The 16,782-nt window shown below is 69.1% G+C and carries 17 protein-coding genes; 9 read left to right on the plus strand and 8 right to left on the minus strand.

Going from position 1 to position 16,782, the window contains the following annotated elements; translation table 11 throughout:
- Positions 1 to 15: 15 nt before the first annotated feature.
- Positions 16 to 1,371 carry a right-handed parallel beta-helix repeat-containing protein gene (locus LWF15_RS24935; protein WP_232813352.1) on the minus strand — a complete coding sequence of 452 codons (1,356 nt, stop codon included), beginning with the start codon at positions 1,369 to 1,371 and terminating at the stop codon, positions 16 to 18.
- A 369-nt stretch (positions 1,372 to 1,740) separates the two neighbouring features.
- On the opposite strand from LWF15_RS24935, the gene LWF15_RS24940 reads away from it, so the two are divergent.
- Positions 1,741 to 2,352, plus strand: coding sequence for a GNAT family N-acetyltransferase (locus LWF15_RS24940; RefSeq protein ID WP_408623964.1), 612 nt, complete (start codon positions 1,741 to 1,743; stop codon positions 2,350 to 2,352).
- On the opposite strand, the gene LWF15_RS24945 is transcribed toward LWF15_RS24940, so the two are convergent.
- A complete protein-coding gene (locus LWF15_RS24945) occupies positions 2,317 to 3,378 on the minus strand; it encodes an FAD-dependent monooxygenase (RefSeq protein ID WP_232813354.1) in 1,062 nt (353 codons plus the stop codon). The two genes, LWF15_RS24940 and LWF15_RS24945, sit on opposite strands and share 36 nt — an antisense overlap.
- Positions 3,379 to 3,442: 64 nt before the next feature.
- Here LWF15_RS24945 and LWF15_RS24950 point away from each other — a divergent pair, with 64 nt between their 5' ends.
- From LWF15_RS24950 to LWF15_RS24960, 3 genes are all read left to right on the plus strand, one after another.
- Positions 3,443 to 4,006, plus strand: coding sequence for a TetR/AcrR family transcriptional regulator (locus LWF15_RS24950; protein ID WP_232813355.1), 564 nt, complete (start codon positions 3,443 to 3,445; stop codon positions 4,004 to 4,006).
- A gap of 170 nt (positions 4,007 to 4,176) precedes the next feature.
- Positions 4,177 to 5,100, plus strand: a complete 924-nt coding sequence (locus tag LWF15_RS24955) for an endo alpha-1,4 polygalactosaminidase (RefSeq protein ID WP_232813356.1) — start codon at positions 4,177 to 4,179, stop codon at positions 5,098 to 5,100.
- Positions 5,101 to 5,196: 96 nt separating this feature from the next.
- On the plus strand, positions 5,197 to 5,433 hold the full coding sequence (locus tag LWF15_RS24960; RefSeq protein WP_232813357.1) for a hypothetical protein: 237 nt from the start codon (positions 5,197 to 5,199) through the stop codon (positions 5,431 to 5,433).
- A gap of 54 nt (positions 5,434 to 5,487) precedes the next feature.
- On the opposite strand, the gene LWF15_RS24965 is transcribed toward LWF15_RS24960, so the two are convergent.
- Positions 5,488 to 5,811, minus strand: coding sequence for an RICIN domain-containing protein (locus tag LWF15_RS24965; RefSeq protein WP_232813358.1), 324 nt, complete (start codon positions 5,809 to 5,811; stop codon positions 5,488 to 5,490).
- A 158-nt stretch (positions 5,812 to 5,969) separates the two neighbouring features.
- Between LWF15_RS24965 and LWF15_RS24970 the strand changes: the two genes are divergently transcribed.
- From LWF15_RS24970 to LWF15_RS24980, 3 genes are all read left to right on the plus strand, one after another.
- Positions 5,970 to 6,767 (plus strand): SDR family oxidoreductase, encoded by a 798-nt coding sequence (locus LWF15_RS24970; RefSeq protein ID WP_232813359.1) that lies wholly within the window; start codon positions 5,970 to 5,972, stop codon positions 6,765 to 6,767.
- Between the two features lie 223 nt (positions 6,768 to 6,990).
- Positions 6,991 to 7,509 (plus strand): hypothetical protein, encoded by a 519-nt coding sequence (locus tag LWF15_RS24975; protein ID WP_232813360.1) that lies wholly within the window; start codon positions 6,991 to 6,993, stop codon positions 7,507 to 7,509.
- Positions 7,506 to 8,681 (plus strand): zinc-dependent alcohol dehydrogenase, encoded by a 1,176-nt coding sequence (locus LWF15_RS24980; RefSeq protein ID WP_232813361.1) that lies wholly within the window; start codon positions 7,506 to 7,508, stop codon positions 8,679 to 8,681. The genes LWF15_RS24975 and LWF15_RS24980 overlap by 4 nt, the downstream gene beginning before the upstream one ends.
- Positions 8,682 to 8,701: 20 nt before the next feature.
- On the opposite strand, the gene LWF15_RS24985 is transcribed toward LWF15_RS24980, so the two are convergent.
- Together LWF15_RS24985 and LWF15_RS24990 are read right to left on the minus strand one after the other, a co-directional pair.
- Complete coding sequence (locus tag LWF15_RS24985; protein ID WP_232813362.1) at positions 8,702 to 10,255, minus strand: sensor domain-containing diguanylate cyclase; 1,554 nt, start codon at positions 10,253 to 10,255, stop codon at positions 8,702 to 8,704.
- A gap of 45 nt (positions 10,256 to 10,300) precedes the next feature.
- Complete coding sequence (locus LWF15_RS24990) at positions 10,301 to 11,335, minus strand: LacI family DNA-binding transcriptional regulator (protein WP_232813363.1); 1,035 nt, start codon at positions 11,333 to 11,335, stop codon at positions 10,301 to 10,303.
- A 352-nt stretch (positions 11,336 to 11,687) separates the two neighbouring features.
- Between LWF15_RS24990 and LWF15_RS24995 the strand changes: the two genes are divergently transcribed.
- Positions 11,688 to 12,383, plus strand: a complete 696-nt coding sequence (locus tag LWF15_RS24995; RefSeq protein WP_232813364.1) for a helix-turn-helix transcriptional regulator — start codon at positions 11,688 to 11,690, stop codon at positions 12,381 to 12,383.
- 5 nt (positions 12,384 to 12,388) lie between these two features.
- Here the strand turns inward: LWF15_RS24995 and LWF15_RS25000 are convergent, their stop codons facing one another.
- The 3 genes from LWF15_RS25000 to LWF15_RS25010 form a co-directional block, all read right to left on the minus strand.
- Positions 12,389 to 13,591, minus strand: a complete 1,203-nt coding sequence (locus tag LWF15_RS25000) for a globin domain-containing protein (protein ID WP_232813365.1) — start codon at positions 13,589 to 13,591, stop codon at positions 12,389 to 12,391.
- 102 nt (positions 13,592 to 13,693) lie between these two features.
- Positions 13,694 to 14,404, minus strand: a complete 711-nt coding sequence (locus LWF15_RS25005; protein WP_232813366.1) for a trimeric intracellular cation channel family protein — start codon at positions 14,402 to 14,404, stop codon at positions 13,694 to 13,696.
- Positions 14,405 to 14,543: 139 nt separating this feature from the next.
- Complete coding sequence (locus LWF15_RS25010; protein ID WP_232813367.1) at positions 14,544 to 15,536, minus strand: ArsR/SmtB family transcription factor; 993 nt, start codon at positions 15,534 to 15,536, stop codon at positions 14,544 to 14,546.
- Positions 15,537 to 15,582: 46 nt separating this feature from the next.
- Here LWF15_RS25010 and LWF15_RS25015 point away from each other — a divergent pair, with 46 nt between their 5' ends.
- On the plus strand, positions 15,583 to 16,782 hold the full coding sequence (locus LWF15_RS25015) for an MFS transporter (protein WP_232813368.1): 1,200 nt from the start codon (positions 15,583 to 15,585) through the stop codon (positions 16,780 to 16,782).

Consider the following 16,782-nt stretch of genomic DNA (forward strand, 5'->3'; position numbering starts at 1 on the left):
CCCGCATCTACAGACTCAGAACGCGCCGATGTTCTTGGTGGTGGCGGTCGCGGCGTCGCTGGCCGTGCCGGTGAGTGGGCTGCCCGCGGCCGGCCGCAGGCTGGTCAGCACCGGCAGCCTTCCGTTGGACTGCCGGGCGGCGTCCCAGCCGGTGGTGCTCAGGCTCTGGAAGTGCTTGCTGGTCAACGTGGTCGACAGGTTCCAGGAGTTGTTCTTCTGGGTGCTGCTGCCCAGGTTGCTGGTCAGCGTGCCGCCGAAGGCGACGTTGTCGTGCAGGTTGCCCAGCCCGGTGGCGGCCCCGCCGGAGGTGATGCCCAGCATGTTGTAGTTGGGCCGGTTGTTGTAGGCCGTGTTGTGGTTGAAGTTCAGCGCCACCGGGTGGTGGTTGGCGTAGAACCCGGCCGCGCGGTTGTTGAACGCCACCGAGTAGCGAACCGTGTGCTTGACCGCAGCGGCCTGGTACACGCCGCCGTAGCCGCCGGCCTTGATGCCGCTGCCGTTGCCCGCGGCCGTCTCGGTGCCCGGCACGTAGCCGTTGTGCCAGGCCCAGGAGTTCTCGATGGTCACCGGCGAGTAGGCGTTGATCAGGTCGAAGCCGTCGTCGGAGTTGTTCCAGGCCCGGTTGCCGCTGAAGCGGTTGCCGGGCTGGTTGGCGGCCACGTGCGCGCCGAAGCCGTCGGCGCTCTCACCGGCACCGTTGGAGGTGTACAGGTCGTAGTTGTCGTGCGAGTCGCTGTTGAGCACCAGGTTGTTGCTGCCGTTCTTGATGAACAGGCCCGGGCCCATGTGGTGGTGCAGGTTCAGCTGGTCGAACGTGTTGTTGCTGCCGGTGACGTACACGCCCCACGACTCGTGGTTCAGGTTGTTGTTCTGCCGGACGCCGGTGAGCTCCAGACCCTTGACGTTCAGGTAGCTGCCGGTCACGTTCAGGCCCTTGATGCGGCAGTCGTCCTTCATCGCCGAGAAGTTGAACACCGGCTTCTCGCCCGGGTACGCGGCGTAGGTGATCGGCGCCGCCGCGGTGCCGCTCTTCGACAGCGTGATCGCATCGACCAGGGCGGTCCGGCTGGAGCAGGCCTTGGTGGCCGCGGTGAAGGCGTACGTCCCGGCCCGGAAGTAGACCGTGTCACCGGCACTGACCGCCGTCTGGGCCCGGGCGATGCTCTTCCACGGGGCACTCTTGGAGCCCGCCGCCGTGTCGCTGCCGTTGGGGGCGACGTAGTACGTCGCGCCGGTGGCGGCCGCGGTGACGCTGGTGCTGCTGCTGAGCGGGCTGACCGCGTACGCGGTGGCGCTGCCGGCGATCAGGACGCCGGTGATGCCGGCGATCGAGATGAGCCGGCGCGGGGAGGTACGGGGTTGGCTGCGCATGGGCGCGAGGAGTCCTTTCCTGAAGGTGTCCCGGGCGCGCTGCGCCACGGACGGGGATCGAGAGCACTCTCGACACCGGGCCGGGTCACATCTTCAGGGGATAGAACCACTTTCCGGATCGGTGGACAGTCAACTCCTGGGCAATGTCGACCGTCAACCGCCCGCCGTTAGGTGAATGAAAGCCCTGGGTAAAGCCTTTGCCGGTGACGCAGTGGTCCTCGCGCTCGGTCTTGCTTCGGTGTGATCCGCGGCGAAACTTGAACCGGACGGGACGCCGGGAGCTCTGGGCCGAAAAGGCGTGGCTGCTGTGCAGTCGCTATGAAAAAATCCGTGCGCATCCTGACCGACGTCTGCGTTCCGGAGGTCCGCATGGACATCGCTTCGCTGCTGCCGCTGACTACGCCCCGGTTGACCCTGCGCCGGTTCACTCCCGGCGATGCGGACGACCTGTACGCCTACCAGGGCCTGGCCAGCGTGGCCCGGTACCTGTACCGGCCTGCGCACACACGTGAGCGCAGCGAGGAGGTTGCCGCCGAGCGCGCGGACAAGACGGCCTGGGGCGCTGACGGGGACAAGGTGTCGCTCGCTGTCTGCCGCCGCGATGAGCCCGGCCTCATCGGGGAGGTGAGTCTTACCCTGGCCAGTGCTCACGCAGCTCAGGCCGAGATCGGCTGGACCATTGCCCCCGGTCACCAGGGGCACGGCTACGCGACCGAGGCGGCGGCGACGCTGGCCGGGTTCGCCTTCGAAACATTGGGCGTGCACCGGCTCTACGCCCGGCTGGATGTGGAGAACACCGGGTCCGTGCGGGTCTGCGAGCGGCTCGGGATGCGCCGTGAGGCGCACCTGGTCGAGAACGACCTGGACGGGGATCGCTGGGGGAGCGAGTACATCTACGCGGCGCTGGCCGCGGATCTTCGAGCCGCGGGCCTGGATGTGGCGGGCTCAGCTCGGGGGGCCGGCCAGCATGCTCACCCGTAGTAGCCCGTCCCGCACCGTCCGGCCATGACCTACCCGGCTCACCCACCCGGCGAGCGCGGCCATACGCGCCAGTCGCTGGGTGGTGGGGCGACGTCTGCGGTCGTACATACCCAACCCGGCCGACAACGTCCCCTCGCTTACGCACTCGGCCAGCGTGACCGCGTCAATAATTGATTCGCAGGCGCCGCGGCCCAGATCAGGGGTCATGGCGTGGGCGGCGTCGCCGATCAGTGCGGTCGAACCCCGAACATAGGACGGCAGTGGCGGGGTCACGTAGATGTCGTGGCGGAGGATGTGGGTCTCCTTCACGGAATCCAGGACCCGACTGACGGGGTGCGCCCAGCCCTCGTACATCTCTCTCAGGGTGGTCAGTTCGTGGCCGGGGTGCTGAGATGCTGGTGGTGCGGTCGCGGCGGCGTACCAATTGGTGCGGCCGTGGTCATGGGGAGTGACGCCGAACTTCAGGCCCGGGCCCCAGACCTCGGTGAAGCTGTCGGTCGACATCCCCTCGACCACACCTCGCCAGGCGGTGGTGCCGGAGTACCGGGCCCGGTGGGCCGGCCCGAACAGGTGTTCGCGGGCCTGACTGAACACTCCGTCGGCGACCACCACCAGATCGGCCTCGAATCCTTCGAAGTGGCTGACCGGCCGCCCCAGCAGCACCTGCGCGCCGGCCGATACGGCGGCGTGGTGCAGGATCGAGAGCAGGGTCGGGCGGGGCACCAGATAGACGTCGTCGCCGGCCCGTCGACGCATCCGGTCCAGGTCGAACCGGGCGATGGGGGAGCCGTCCGGCCGCAGGAACGCCCCGGCTTCCTGTCGTCGGCCGGCCTTGCGGATCTCCTCGCCGAGGCCGAGGACCTGCAGGGCGCGGAGGGCCTGTGGCCAGATGCCGAGGGCGGTGCCGGTGTCGGGAAGGGCCGGGTTGCGTTCGTGGACGGTCACCTGCCAGCCCTGTCGGCCCAGTGCGGCTGCCGCGGTCAGGCCGCCGATGCCTCCGCCGATGACGATCGCCTGTCGGGTCATGTCAGCAAGGTACAACAGGTGTTGTTATGAGACAACACCTGTTGTGTCGCTATAAGGTGGCGCGGTGCCCTCCCGTCGCGAAGAACTGCTCGATGCAGCCATCGAGGTGCTCGGCGGTCAGGGTGTGCGGGGTCTGACTCACCGGGCCGTGGATGCCGCAGCGGGAACGCCGGCCGGGGCCACGGCGAACTACTTCAAGACGCGTGAGTCGCTGCTCGGGGCGATCGCCGAACGCTTTGCCGAGCGGGACGCCCAGGCCTGGGAGGCGATCGCAGGTCTGATCCGGCCGACCACCTCCGCCGAACTCGCGGCGGCCCTGACCGCCTACGTCCAACGAGCCCTCGGCCCCGACCGAGCGGTGACGGTGGCCCGCTTCGGCCTGTTCGTCGAAGCGGCGTTACGCCCCGACCTGCAAGAGCGACTGGCCGGGCCGAGCCGTGAGCTCCGGCAGTGGGCCACGGAATGGCTCAGCGGCATCGGTTCTGCCGAACCGGCGGCCGAATGCAATGCGCTGATGGACTATCTCGACGGCCTCATGCTGCACCACCTGGCCTTCCCTCCGCTGGAGGACGATCTGAAAGAAGCCGTGACCAAGGGTGTTCGAAGACTCTGCACCTACGACTCCTGACGCTCGCGGAAACATTGATCTAGGCCGCATTTAACCCTCCTTAGTCACCAGGCCCCTTACCTTCGGGCGCGTTACAGAGCGCTCAGCCGGCGAACTACGCGCTGCGTAGTCGGTCCGGCACCGGTCGCCAGGGGTCAGCCCGAGGCGGGGTGTTCTGGGGTAGGAAGAGCATGAGCAACAAGCGCACGCACCGTCGACGCATCCTCGTGGCCTCGGCGGCCGGGCTGGTCCTGCTGCTGGGGGTCGGGTCGTATGCCACTGCCAGTGCGGCCAATCCCTGGCGCGACCGCGGTGGGCGTGGGGCTGAGCGCCCCACGCCGGTTCAGACCACCACCCCAGCCGCCACTGCGGCTGCGGACACGGAGGTGACGCTGCCTCCGGCCAACGGGCAGTTCGACTACCAGATCGGCGGTGCCTACACGCCCGTGGCCGCGGTGAAGATCGTCGACCGGGACCGGGAGGCGAAGCCGGCCTCGGGCAAGTACAACATCTGCTACGTCAACGCTTTCCAGACTCAGCCGAGCGAAGCCGACTTCTGGACGGGGAGCCACGACGACCTGCTGCTGAAGACGGCGGACGGGGACTACGTGGAGGACTCCGAGTGGGGCGAGTTCCTGCTCGACACCTCTACCGAGGCCAAGCGCAAGGCCCTGGCCGCGGTCGTGGGCGAGTGGATCGACGGCTGCGCGGCGGCCGGGTTCGATGCTGTGGAGCCGGACAACCTCGACACCTACACCCGCTCGGACGACCTGCTGAGCAAGGACGACAACGTGGCGTTCGCGGCCTTGCTGGCCGAGCGGGCCCACGACGCCGGTCTGGCCATCGCCCAGAAGAACACGGCCGAGCTGGACCAGAGCGATGCGAAGGCAGCCGGTTTCGACTTCGCCATCGCGGAGGAGTGCCAGGTCTGGAAGGAGTGCGACGCCTACACGGACATCTACGGCGATCAGGTGTACGAGATCGAGTACACCGACAACGGCCAGGCTGCCTACACCAAGGCCTGCGCTTCCCAGGGCAAGGAGATCTCGGTGATCCTGCGAGACCGCAAGGTCGTTCCCTCGGGCAAGTCGGCCTACCGCTACCAGTCCTGCTGATCCCGGCCGGCGAGCTCGTCGTCGTGTGGCGGCTCGGGTTCAGGCGGTTACCGTGGGGACGACCCGTTCGGCAAGGCCGCTGATCCGGAGGATGCCATGAGTGAACCCGCCGCCGAAAATGTTTCGCCTCAGGACGAGGGCCAGAGCGTGGGCCAGGCCGATGCCGTCGCCGATGCGGAGGCCGCCGGGGCCGAGGCCTCTCCCGAGCTCCGCTTCGACGGCAACGCCGAGTTGGGCGAGAACGACCGGGCCTTCGTCGAGGAGGGCGGGGAGCCGGTGGGTGCGGCCGACGCCGAGGCCGACGCGGCGCAGGCGGGCGCCGACGAGTCCTGACCGCGTGAGCTGACCGCCGGGATCCGGGCGGTCAGCTCTGCCGCGGCTGCGAGCTCAGGCCCGCCAGGTCCAGTAGTAGGCGGTGTTGCAGCTGATCTGCTTGATCTGGGTGCCTGCCCCGGCCGGCACCAGAGTGTCCAGACAGAGCCCGGTGCGCCGGTTCTGCAGACGGTAGTAGTCCAGCCCGCCGACGCTCTTGCGGTTGATCGGCTTCCATTCGCTGTTGGTCGTGACCAGCGTGCACTGCATCTGGACCGCCGGAGCGCTCGAGAGCACCACGTCACCGCGGATGGTCAGGCACTTGAGGGTGCGCACGTTCTTGATCTGGTAGTAGCCGCTGCTGGTGTCGTGAAAGAAGGGTAGACCGCGTCTTCTCATCACCGGGATTCCCACCTCTCGCGACAACCTTGTCGATCAAGGCGAAATTAGCAGGAATGTCCGTTTACGGGAATGGGGTCGGGGACCGGTCGGATTGCGATCGAGAAGGGGGCGCAGGAGGGTCGGGCGCAGTCGTCCCTGAGGAGAGGATCGAGATCATGCCCTTCGAACCGCGCCGGGCCATCGTGACCGCAGGTGATTCCGGGATCGGCCGGGCGGTGGCCGTTGCGTTGGCCGACGCCGGCCTGGACGTGGCCCTCACCTGGCACACCGACCAGGAAGGCGCCGAGCGCACCGCCGAGGAGGTCCGGGGGCTGGGGCGCCGGGCGGTGACGGCTCACCTGGACACCGCTGATCTGCCCGGGTGCGGGGATGTGATCGACCGGCTGGCGGACGAGCTGGGTGGCGTCGACGTGTTCGTCAACAACGCCGGAACCGGCGACGGGAAACCTTTCCTGGAGCTGGATTACGAGACCTGGCGGCAGACCGTGGCCACCGATCTGGACGGCGCGTTCGTCTGCATCCAGCGGGCGGCCCGGCGGATGGTCGCGGCCGGGAGCGAGGGCCGGATCATTGCGATCACCAGTGTGCACGAGACCCAGCCGCGGGTCGGCTCGTCGGCGTACGACGCGTCCAAACACGGTCTGGGCGGCCTGATCAAGACCATTGCCCTGGAGCTGGGCCAGTACGGCATCACCGCCAACAGTGTTGCTCCGGGCGAGATCGCTACCCCGATGACCGGCCAGACGGATGTGGACCCGCACCAGGTGCACCGTCCGGGTGTGCCGCTGGGGCGGCCGGGCGATGCCCGTGAGATTGCTGCTGTGGTGGCCTTCCTGGCTTCGCCGGCCTCGAGTTACGTCACCGGCGCCTCGTGGGCGGTGGACGGGGGCATGCTGCAGATGGGGCCGCAGGCCGGCTCTCACATCACCAGCGACGAGTGGCGTCAGGTCTGAGATCAGCCGCTACGGCCGTCCTGGAGTGCATACTTCGGGGCGGCCGCAGCGTTTTGGTCCGCTTGCTGCCGTTCTGCTGTCTTTGCCGTTGCGGGACGGTCAGGCTCTCCTAGTCTTCTGCAGGAGCGGGGTCGCAGGTCGGCCTGCGCCTGTGAAGGTCGAACAGCGGCCTTGAGCGGCACCGACGGCCAGCCTCGAGCTGGTCGGGTTTCGGAGCGAAGACATGGAACAGCCCAGGGCCACGGACCAGGCCGGGACGAAGCACAAGATCGGTACCCTCGTCGGCGCGACCGGGGTGGTGGCCGGGGTGGCGACCGCGGTACGGCGACGGATCGCTTCTCGCGACTCGCTCGTTCCTGACTGGCAGGATGATCCGTCACGGTGGATGGTGGTGACGGTCTACCGAACTGGTGGCGACAGTGGGCCTTTGGTGCTGCCGGAACCTTTGCGGGCGTGGGGCGATTCGATCGAGGCGCGTACTGCGACCGCGCCCGGCGGGCGCGGTACGGAACTTGCGGTGCGGTTGCGTGATCCGCAGACCGACACCGTGCCCGACCTGCCGGAAGAGCTCGACGGGACCACGCCCGTCCAAAAGCTTCGTTCTGCTCTTCGGCGCTCCAAGCAGCTGCTGGAGACCGGCGAGGTGCTGAGGGCTACTGCCCCCGGCACCTCCGAGCCGACGGCGTTGAATGCGCCGCTGCGCGCGGCAACTTCGGCTTCGGGCGGGGAGGGACGGCTGTGAGGGCGCTGACCTGGGCCGGAGTGAACGAGGTCGAGGTCCGTGAGGTGCCCGACCCGCGCATCCTCAACGACGGCGACGTCGTTCTGCGGGTTCAGCGCAGCGCCGCCTGCGGTTCCGACCTGCACCTGCTGGGCGGCTACATCCCGTTCATGGAGCGCGGAGACGTGCTCGGGCACGAGTTCATCGGCGAGGTGGTCGAGGCCGGGCCCGCCGTGCGCAAGCACGCCGTGGGCGACCGGGTGGTGGTGTCTTCGTTCATCGCGTGCGGCCGATGCTGGTACTGCCACCAGAAACTGTTCTCGCTGTGCGACAACGGCAACACCAACCCGTCCATCACCGATGCTCTTTGGGGCGGCACGCCCGGTGGGTGTTTCGGGTACTCCCATGCACTGGGCGGTTTCGCCGGCAGTCACGCCGAGTACGTGCGCGTTCCCTACGCCGACGTCGGCGCATTCGCCGTGCCTGAGGGCGTTTCGACCGAGCGCGCCCTGTTCGCCTCGGACGCGGTGGCGACGGGATGGACGGGTGCGGATCTGGCCGGCACCGGGCCGGGCGACATCGTGGCCGTATGGGGTGCCGGTGCGGTTGGTCAGATGGCCGCCCGTGCAGCCATTCTGCGCGGCGCCGAGCGGGTGATCGTGATCGACCGGCTGGACTACCGTCTCGCGCAGGCCGAGTCGGTCATCGGCGCCGAGGTGCTGAACTACGAGAAGACGTCGGTCGAGGCCGAACTGCTGGAGCGCACCGGTGGGCGCGGGCCGGACATCTGCATCGAGGCGGTCGGCATGGAGGCCGACGGTCCGGGCGGGCAGACCCTCTACGACCGCACGAAGCAGCAGTTGCGGTTGCAGACCGACCGCCCGGCCGCCGTCCGGCAGGCCATCCACGCCTGCCGCAAGGGCGGAACGGTCTTCGTGCTGGGCGTTTTCGCCGGGGTGGTGGACAAGTTCCCGCTCGGCGCCCTGGTGAACAAGGGCCTGACCGTCCAGGGTGCTCAGATGCACGGCCAGCGGTACATCCCCGAGATCCTGGAGCGGATGGCCCGCGACGAGATCGTCACCGAGCACCTGGCCACCCACGTGCTGCCGCTGGAGCAGGGCCAGCACGGCTACGACATCTTCAAGGCCAAGGCCGACGGGAACGTGCGGACGGTGTTCGCGCCCAACGGCTGAGCCGCCGATGGGGCAGACCTTCAGGTCGGCTCGGGAGTGGGCAGATGGGCGGCGGAGACAACCCGGTCGCGCCCGGTGCGCTTGGCCTTGTACAGGGCGCTGTCGGCCCGCTTCATGAGGGAGTCCAGGCTGGTCTCGCGGTCCCACTGGCAGTAGCCGATGGAGATGGTCTGGTCGTGGGGCATGGCCCGGCGCACCCGGTCCAGGACCATCTGGGCGGCAGCGTCCTGGCAGCCGGGCAGGGCGATCGCGAACTCCTCCCCACCCCAGCGGGCAACGACGTCCTCAGTGCGCAGTTGGGTCCGGATCGCCTGGGCCACCTCGCGCAGCAGGACGTCGCCCTCGAGGTGACCGTGGGCGTCGTTGTAGGCCTTGAAGTGGTCGACGTCGGCCACGGCCACGACGAAGGGGGTGTGGGTTCGGCGGGCGCTCGCGGCCAGGGCGGTCAGGCGTTCCTCCCACGCACGCCGGTTGGGCAGGGCGGTGAGCTGGTCGGTGCCGGCCAGGTCCTCGTAGCGGCGTAGCAGGGCATCGTGCTGTAGAGCGAAGGCGGACTCGTCGGCCAGCAGGGCGACCGCCGCCAGCTGGCGCTCACTCAGGTCGGTGCGTACCTGGTCCCAGCTGACCGACAGCAGCCCGACCACGTCCTCATTGGCCTTGATCGGCTGGAAGAGGATGGACCGGGCGCCGATCTGGTTCACCAGATCCTGGTTGATCGCCGGGTGCTCCTGCGCGTGTTCGATGAACAGCGGCTGCCCCTCACGCCACACGGTCGCGGCGACCTCGACCTCGACGAAGGGGTAGCTGGTCCCGATCAGGCCGTGGTCGCAGGAGCCGGTGATGACCAGGTGACCGGGCCGGTCGAGTTCGAGCATGCTGGCCGTCTGGGCGCCGCCGATGTCGACCAGCGCCTTGACGATGGCCGAGCGGGCGTCGGTGCCGGCCAGGATCTGGCGGGTCATGCCACTGATCGCGGCCAGGTTCGCCTGGCTGTCGGCCAGGGCCGCCTCGGCCCGGCGCCGTTCGGTGATCTCGACGGCCTGCTCGATGGTGATGCGCCGCAGTTCCAGCTGGGTGGAGACCTGGCCGGCCAGGGTGCGCATCTGGTCGCGCTGCAGGGGAGTCAGGGAGCGCGGGGCGGTGTCCAGCAGGCAGAGGGTGCCCAGGATCCGGCCCTGGCTGGTGGAGATCGGGAAGCCCGCGTAGAAGGCGATCTGCGGGGGACCGGTGACCAGGGGGTTGTCCCGGAACCGCGGGTCGAGGCGGGCGTCGGGTACCTCGAGCTCGGCCCGGTCGCGCACCACGTGGTCGCAGAAGGCGATGTCCCGGTCGGTCGAGCACAGGTCCGTGCCGACCTTGGCCTTGAACCACTGCCGCTGTTCGTCGATCAGCGACACCAGCGAGATCGGGCACCCGGTGACCTGCGAGGCCAGCGTCACCAGCGCGTCGAATCCCGGTTCGGACGGGGTGTCGAGAATGTTCAGGGAGTGAAGTTCGGCCAGGCGCTCGGCCTCGGCAGACGTCGCCGCGGCGGTGCGGGACGCCTGGGCTGGACTGCTGTCGCCGGTCGTCATGTTGCCCAGGAGTATCGGCACGTCGGCCGGGCGGGCTGACGTTCTCTACCCGGAAGCACCAGCCGAGGGCGAGCCGGTGGAGGCGCGCACCAGCAGGTCGGTGGTGACCGTGGCCGGCGGCGGGTGCTCGCCGTTCAGCAGGCACTCGGCCTGGGCCACGGCGAGTTCGCCCATGCGGCGCTTGTCGATGTTGATCGTGGTCAGCGGCGGGTCGAGGATCTCGCCCAGGCTGAGGCCGTCGAAGCCGACCAGGGCGAGGTCGCCGGGGATGGTGAGGCCGAGGCTCCGGGCGGTGCGGTAGGCGCCCAGGGCCACGACGTCGTTGAAGGCGAGCACAGCGGTGAGGCCGGGGGCGGCCTTCAGCAGGCGGGCCAGGGCTTCCTCTCCGCCGGCCTGTGACTGTTCGGTCTCGACGATCGCTTCGGCGGGGATCGGGAGGCCCTGGGCGGCGGTCGCCTCGAGCAGCACCTGGCGCCGCAGCGGGTCGCAGGCGGTGGGGCAGTCGATCATCCCGATCCGCTGGTGTCCCTGGGCCAGGAGATGATCGACCGCAGCCTGGACGCCGGGGCGGACGTCGACGTCGACGACACCGAACGCGGGGTGCTGGGCGGGGCGGCCCATCACCACCATGGGCAGTCCCTCGATCGCCTCGGCGATACCGGCGTCGCGCTCGTAGAGGTAGCCGATCAGGGCGTCGACCTGCCCGGCGAGCGAGCGCAGCAGTTCCGGCTCCCGGCCGTGGTCGTTCTGGACGGTGCTGATCAGCACCGTCCAGGAACGTTGCTCGGCGGCGCTCATGACTCCGGCGATCAGTTCGGGGAAGAACGGGTTCAGGATGTCGTCGATGACCAGGCCGATCGTGGTGGTGTCGGGGCGGACCAGGCCGCGGGCGAAGCGGGAGGGCCGGTAGCGCAGCTGCTGGGCCACCTCGAGGATGCGCCTGCGCGTCTCGGGGTCGATCTCGCCCTTGTCGTTGATCGCACGGGACACGGTCTGGTGCGACACCCCGGCCGCCTTGGCGACATCGCGCAGGGTGACTCGCTGGGCGGGCCTGCGTGCGGTGCTTCGGTCTTTTTCCACGGCCTGACCAGTCTAGTTCCTCCTTCTGGCGGTCTTGCTCGGACCGGGCGGGCAATTGCCTGTTACCGTTCACGTTAACGGTAACGGCTTAGGAGGTCGTGATGGACATGAGTGCGCTGATGATCAGCGTCGAGAGGGCCCGGCGGGAGAACGGGTCGGCCCTGCCGCAGGCTGCGATCCGCTCGGACCGCAGTAGGTGGCGGAGGCTGGGTCGCTTCGTGCACCTGGTGGGGCGGCGCGAGGATCCCGCGGTGGCTGCCATTCACCGGGTTCCCCGGAGCCGGCCGGCTCACCCCAGTGAACGCCGATGACAACGGGTTCATCACAGCTGGTTCTTGTATAAACTCACTTCATGACGGCATCCGGGCGCTCTGCAGCAGGGTCGAAGAAGCAGCGCACCGACGAGAGCCGCACCCGCCGCAATGAGGTCCTGGCCTCGCTGCGCGCCCGTCAGGAACCGGCGAGCATCACCACCCTCGCCGCCGAGCTGGGGGTCCACCCGAACACCGTGCGGTTCCACCTTGATGCGCTGACCGCGACCGGGCAGGTCGAGCAGGTCACCGTGCCCCGCTCAGGTCCGGGGCGGCCGGCGCTGATGTTCCAGGCGCACCGGGGTATGGATCCGGCCGGGCCGCGTAACTACCAGCTGCTGGCCGAGGTGCTGGTGGCCGACATCGGTGCCGATCCGGAGCCGAGCCGCCGGGCCGCTCAGGCGGGGGCCGCCTGGGGCTCCAAGTTAGGACGCTCGCGGGCGGCGAAGGCGGAAGAGGCCGGCGACGTGGGTGGCGGGGTCGGGCAGTTGGTCGATCTGCTCGGCGAACTGGGATTCGCGCCCGAGCTCAGTGCCGGGGGAGACCAGGTCGGGCTGCGCCACTGCCCCTTCCTGGAGCTGGCCACCGACCGTTCCGGCGTGGTGTGCCCGCTGCATCTGGGCATCGTGCGCGGGGCGATGGCCGAGCTCGACCCCTCGGTGAGCGTGGACGGTCTGGATCCCTTCGTCGAGCCGGACCTCTGCCGGGTCCGGCTCTCCCGCGCCGCGCGGCATTGAGCTGATCAGTCGGTTTCCTGCCAGTGGTCGGAACCGAAGACCTCGTAGCGGATCCGGTCAGCGGCGACCCCGCGTTCCAGCAGGCCGGCTCGCACCCCACGCATGAACGGGATCGGGCCGCACAGATAGGCCTCCGCGTTGTCCGGCAGCGGGATCTCGCTGGTCAACACCCGGCCCATACGTACGTCCGCGTTGGGTACGCCCTCTGACGCACCGGTCTCGTACCAGACCTGCTGCTGGAAGCCCTGGATCCGGGAACCGTGCTGCAGCATCTCCACTCGCAGCGGATGACGTTCGGCGCTGCGCTCGGCGTGCACGGCCACCACCTGACGCTCCGGCTGAGATTCGGCCAGGTGCCCGAGGATCGAGGCCATCGGCGTGATCCCCACCCCGGCGCTGATCAGGAGGAGCGGGTCTTGGCCGGGTTGCGGGGTGAGATTTCCGAACGGGGGGCTGACCGGCAGCTTGCTGCCCACGTGCAGGTGTTCGATCAGGTGCCCGGAGACGAGACCGTCAGGCTTGCCGTCTGTTCCGCGTACCCGTCGCACCGTGATGCGCAGCGATTGCCCGCCCGGGGCCTGCGAGAGGGAGTACTGCCGTAGCTGCCGGCCGCCGTCGGGCAGATCCACGGCCAGGGTCACGTACTGGCCCGGCCGGAAGTGCGGCGCAGCGGCTCCATCCACCGGCGTCAGCACGAAAGACACCGTCTCGAAGGCTTCTTCGTGGCGCTCACTGACCTCGTAGTCGCGGAAGCTGCTGGTCGGTTCGACCCCCTGCGTGGCGTACAGGCGGGCCTCCATGCCGATGAACTTGCAGGCCATCAGCCAGTAGACCTCGTCCCAGGCCGCGGCCACCTCCGGGGTGACCGCATCGCCCAGCACCTTGCCCACCGCGCGCATCAGGTAGCGGCCGACCACGGTGTACTGCTCCGGCTGGATGCCCAGTGAGGCGTGCCGGTTGGCCACCCGTTCGAACATCGTGTCCATCGGCGGCCCGGCCCCGATCAGGCTGAGCGCGAACCCGGCCACGGCTCCGGCCAGGGCCCGCTTCTGCTCGCCGCCGGCCTGGGCACTGCGGCTGAACACGTTCCACAGCTGCGGGTTCTCGCCGAGCAGGGAGTCGTAGAACTCGGACGAGATCTCGTCCAGGTGCGCGGCCACGACCGGGGCGGTGGCGCGGATGACGGGTTCGTGGGCCGAAGACAGCATGGCGTTCTCCTCGAAGGCCAGGGGTGCGGGCTGATCGCCTGCTGATCTATTTATACAAACGATCGTTGTATTTATTCAAGGTAGGAGGTGGTGAAGGAGGTCTCACCGCGCTACCGGAAGACGGTGCAAGCGGCGCCGGCGGTGGTCGGCGGTCACCGGTGGGGCCGGTTCGTTCCAGAGCAAGGATCTGGGAGTGCGCCAGTTGCGGTGCAGGGCGAGGACGCGGAGCAGGAAGGCCGCGGCCATACTGCCGATCGCCGACCCGACGGCGAGATGCCCGGTGGCGTGAAGTATCGCGGCGCTGCTTGCGCCGAGTACCGCAGGTGTGACGAGCAGTTCGTGCCCCCAGCGCAGCACGGGAGGAACTTCGGCGATCAGTACGTTCGCCAGGATGCCTCCGCCGACGGCGCTCATAGTGCCGAGAGCAACGGCGGCCGGAACGTTGCTGCCGTGGTCCATCGCCTTGACGCAGCCGGTCACCGTGGCAATGGCGACGGCTATGGCATCACAGACATCAAGGGCCTTTCCCTCCAGTATTTTTCGATCACGGGCGGAACTGTGCCCCCAGAAGACAAACAGGGCAACACAACCGGGTGCAATGAAGAACCCCAGATCGTGAAAGGCCACGGGCGGCACGCCGAGAACGAGGTCGCGCAGGAGCCCGCCCCCCAGAGCGACTGCCTCGCTGAGCAGAAGGACGCCGAAGATGCCCAGGTCGCAGCGGACGGCCTGGAAGGCCCCGCAGAACGCGAAGGCCATGACTCCGAACAGTTCCACGCAATATCGGAGGTTTTGCAGAGTTTCGGCGTGCATCGATGCATTCTCTTCCCCGTGAACCGCGTTCCGACGCAGTGTCGAAAACACCTGGTGCGGTCACGATGACAGGTCTGCACCCAGCTATCAGGCCGTTTTGCTGCACCAAGGGGACAGGCCGATGTCCGCGGCGAGGTGGTCAGCCGGACCCGGCACCCGCGGCCAGTCGGTCGCCGAGATCGGTGCGGCGGTACAGGACCGAGCGGCCCACCCGCTCGCGAGTGAGTAGACCAGCGTCCAAAAGCACTTTGAGGTGGTCCCCGGTGGCCCCCAGAGACAATCTGAGGACGTCGGCCAGCTGGGTCGTGGAGCCCGGGTCGCCGAGGAGTTGCAGCAGTCGGGCGCGGGTGGGCCCGATCAGCGGGGCCAGGGCCGCTGCGGGTGCGGCTGCGCTCCCGGTCTCGGCCAGAGTCGCCGTTCCGCGGGAGGGGTAGCGGATCCAGGGCTGGTGCGGCCCGTCGACGCTGATGGCCAGACGTTCGGCCAGGAACACCGAGGGCACGAAAAGGAGGCCACGTCCGGCCAGATCGATCGATTGTTGCGCTCGGCTGCGCACCCGGATCCGGCCGCCTTCCCACCTCAGTTCCGGATGCACGTCTTCCAGGCCGGCGCCCCAGCCGTGGGCCACCAGCCGCCCGGCGCGGTGCTGGACGTCGCGCTGCAGCACGGCCAGAATCCGCGGCCAGTCGGGGCGCAGGAGTACGTCCCAGGCCAGTTCGATCGCATCAGCCAGCCGGTCCAGGACGTCGGGGGAGTGCAGAACAGCCCGCACCTCCTCGGCCACCGGCTCCCTGGCCGTCATGTACGCAATCTCGCGTCGAGCGTCCGTAAGAGAACTGGCCCGCACGGCCGCCAGATCGTCCTGGATGCTCTGGCCCATCCCGGACGGGGGTGGCGTGGTGAAGTCGACACCTTCGCGTTCGCGCTGGAGGGCGGCCAGGGCCCGGACCCCCGGGTCGTCGCGGATGGTCTCCCAACGGTGCGTGAACCGGCCCATCAGGGGTGAGGCGGTGGTGCGTCGGCGAGCGAGCTGGGCGATCAGATGGACGGTTTCGTCGCTGGGGGAGACCGCGAAGCGGGAGGCGACGATGTCCTCGGCCCCCGCGGTGATCCACAGCGATGTTTCGGTCACCGGCGAAACATTAGCTCTGCCGACGGGCGGCTGTCAGGTTGGCGTCATGAGCATCCCCGTCGCCGAGCGCACCACCTACCGAGAGGTGTTCTCCGCTCCGGGCTTTGCGGCGCTCTTCGCCACCAGCACCCTGACCGTGCTGGGCATCTCGCTGCAGATCCTGGCGTTCTCGGTCGTGGTCTTCGAGGCCACCGGCTCCTCGACGTGGTCGTCGGCAGCCTTCGCGGCGGGCTTCCTGCCGGGTGTCGTGGGTGGTCTGCTGCTGCCCTCTCTGGCTGACCGGTGGCCGGCCCGGCCGCTGATCGTGGCCGGCAGCGAGGTCCGGCTGCTGCTGGGGCTGTTGCTGGCGGTTCTGGCGGCGCGCTCGTCGGTGGCGGCCGGAATCGTGGTGGTGGCGCTGGGAGCCCTTCTGCACCCGTTGGTCTCGGCTGCTCAATCGGCCCTGTTGCTGCGCCTCCTCGAGGGTGACCGGTACGTGCTGGGCCGTTCGTCGTTCACGGTCACGTCGATGGTGGCGCAACTGGCCGGACTGGCCGTGGGTGGGCTGGTGCTGCAGGCCCTGGGAACTTTCGCGGTGCTGGTGCTGGCTGCGGGAATGCACGGCGTGGCCGTCCTGGTCGGCGTGCTGGGACTGCCGTCGATCCCACCGAGCGGCCTTCGAGAGGCCTGGTCGCCGGGCGAGACCCTGCGCGGCTACCGGGAACTGTTCGGCAGCCGCCCGATTCGTTCGCTGTTGCTGCTGTGGTGGACTCCGTTCGCGCTGCTGGCGGGGGTCGAATCGCTGGCTGTTTCCTACGCCGGCCATGCTGGTGCAGGCGGACTGGCCACTGCCGCCTTGATGGGGGCCACGCCATTCGGGGCGATGGTGGGGACGTTCGTGGTGGGCCGGGTGTGTCGGCCCGCCACCCGCGAGTGGCTGGTGCCGGTCTTGGTGGTCGTGCTCGGCGCATCACTGCTGCCGCTGGCCGCCGCTCCTGGGCCGTGGGCGGCGGCCCTGCTGATGACGGTGGCCGGGGCCGGCCTGGCCTTCGAGGTGGGCGGGCAGGCGGCGTTCCGGGATGCCCTGCCGCCCGGTCGTCAGGCCCTGGGGTTCGGGTTGCTGGGGCTGGGCATGATGACCGGGCAGGGGCTGGGGCCGCTGCTGGCCGGGCCCCTGGCCGACCTGAGCAGCCCGGGCGTGGCCTCGGCGGTGATGGGTCTGCTGGTCCTGCTCGCGGCGCCGGTCCTGTTGGCGCCTCGACGGTGA

Source organism: Kineosporia rhizophila (genome assembly GCF_021277265.1).
Lineage (GTDB): Bacteria > Actinomycetota > Actinomycetes > Actinomycetales > Kineosporiaceae > Kineosporia > Kineosporia rhizophila.

Coding starts and splice junctions, on each gene's coding strand:
- LWF15_RS25005 (WP_232813366.1), bottom strand. CDS start 14,404: ATGCACGCCGAAACTCTGCAAAACCTCCGATATTGCGTGGAACTGTTC.
- LWF15_RS25000 (WP_232813365.1), bottom strand. CDS start 13,591: ATGCTGTCTTCGGCCCACGAACCCGTCATCCGCGCCACCGCCCCGGTC.
- LWF15_RS24995 (WP_232813364.1), top strand. CDS start 11,688: ATGACGGCATCCGGGCGCTCTGCAGCAGGGTCGAAGAAGCAGCGCACC.
- LWF15_RS24960 (WP_232813357.1), top strand. CDS start 5,197: ATGAGTGAACCCGCCGCCGAAAATGTTTCGCCTCAGGACGAGGGCCAG.
- LWF15_RS24935 (WP_232813352.1), bottom strand. CDS start 1,371: ATGCGCAGCCAACCCCGTACCTCCCCGCGCCGGCTCATCTCGATCGCC.
- LWF15_RS24940 (WP_408623964.1), top strand. CDS start 1,741: ATGGACATCGCTTCGCTGCTGCCGCTGACTACGCCCCGGTTGACCCTG.
- LWF15_RS24970 (WP_232813359.1), top strand. CDS start 5,970: ATGCCCTTCGAACCGCGCCGGGCCATCGTGACCGCAGGTGATTCCGGG.
- LWF15_RS24965 (WP_232813358.1), bottom strand. CDS start 5,811: ATGAGAAGACGCGGTCTACCCTTCTTTCACGACACCAGCAGCGGCTAC.
- LWF15_RS24985 (WP_232813362.1), bottom strand. CDS start 10,255: ATGACGACCGGCGACAGCAGTCCAGCCCAGGCGTCCCGCACCGCCGCG.
- LWF15_RS24945 (WP_232813354.1), bottom strand. CDS start 3,378: ATGACCCGACAGGCGATCGTCATCGGCGGAGGCATCGGCGGCCTGACC.
- LWF15_RS25015 (WP_232813368.1), top strand. CDS start 15,583: ATGAGCATCCCCGTCGCCGAGCGCACCACCTACCGAGAGGTGTTCTCC.
- LWF15_RS24975 (WP_232813360.1), top strand. CDS start 6,991: ATGGAACAGCCCAGGGCCACGGACCAGGCCGGGACGAAGCACAAGATC.
- LWF15_RS24955 (WP_232813356.1), top strand. CDS start 4,177: ATGAGCAACAAGCGCACGCACCGTCGACGCATCCTCGTGGCCTCGGCG.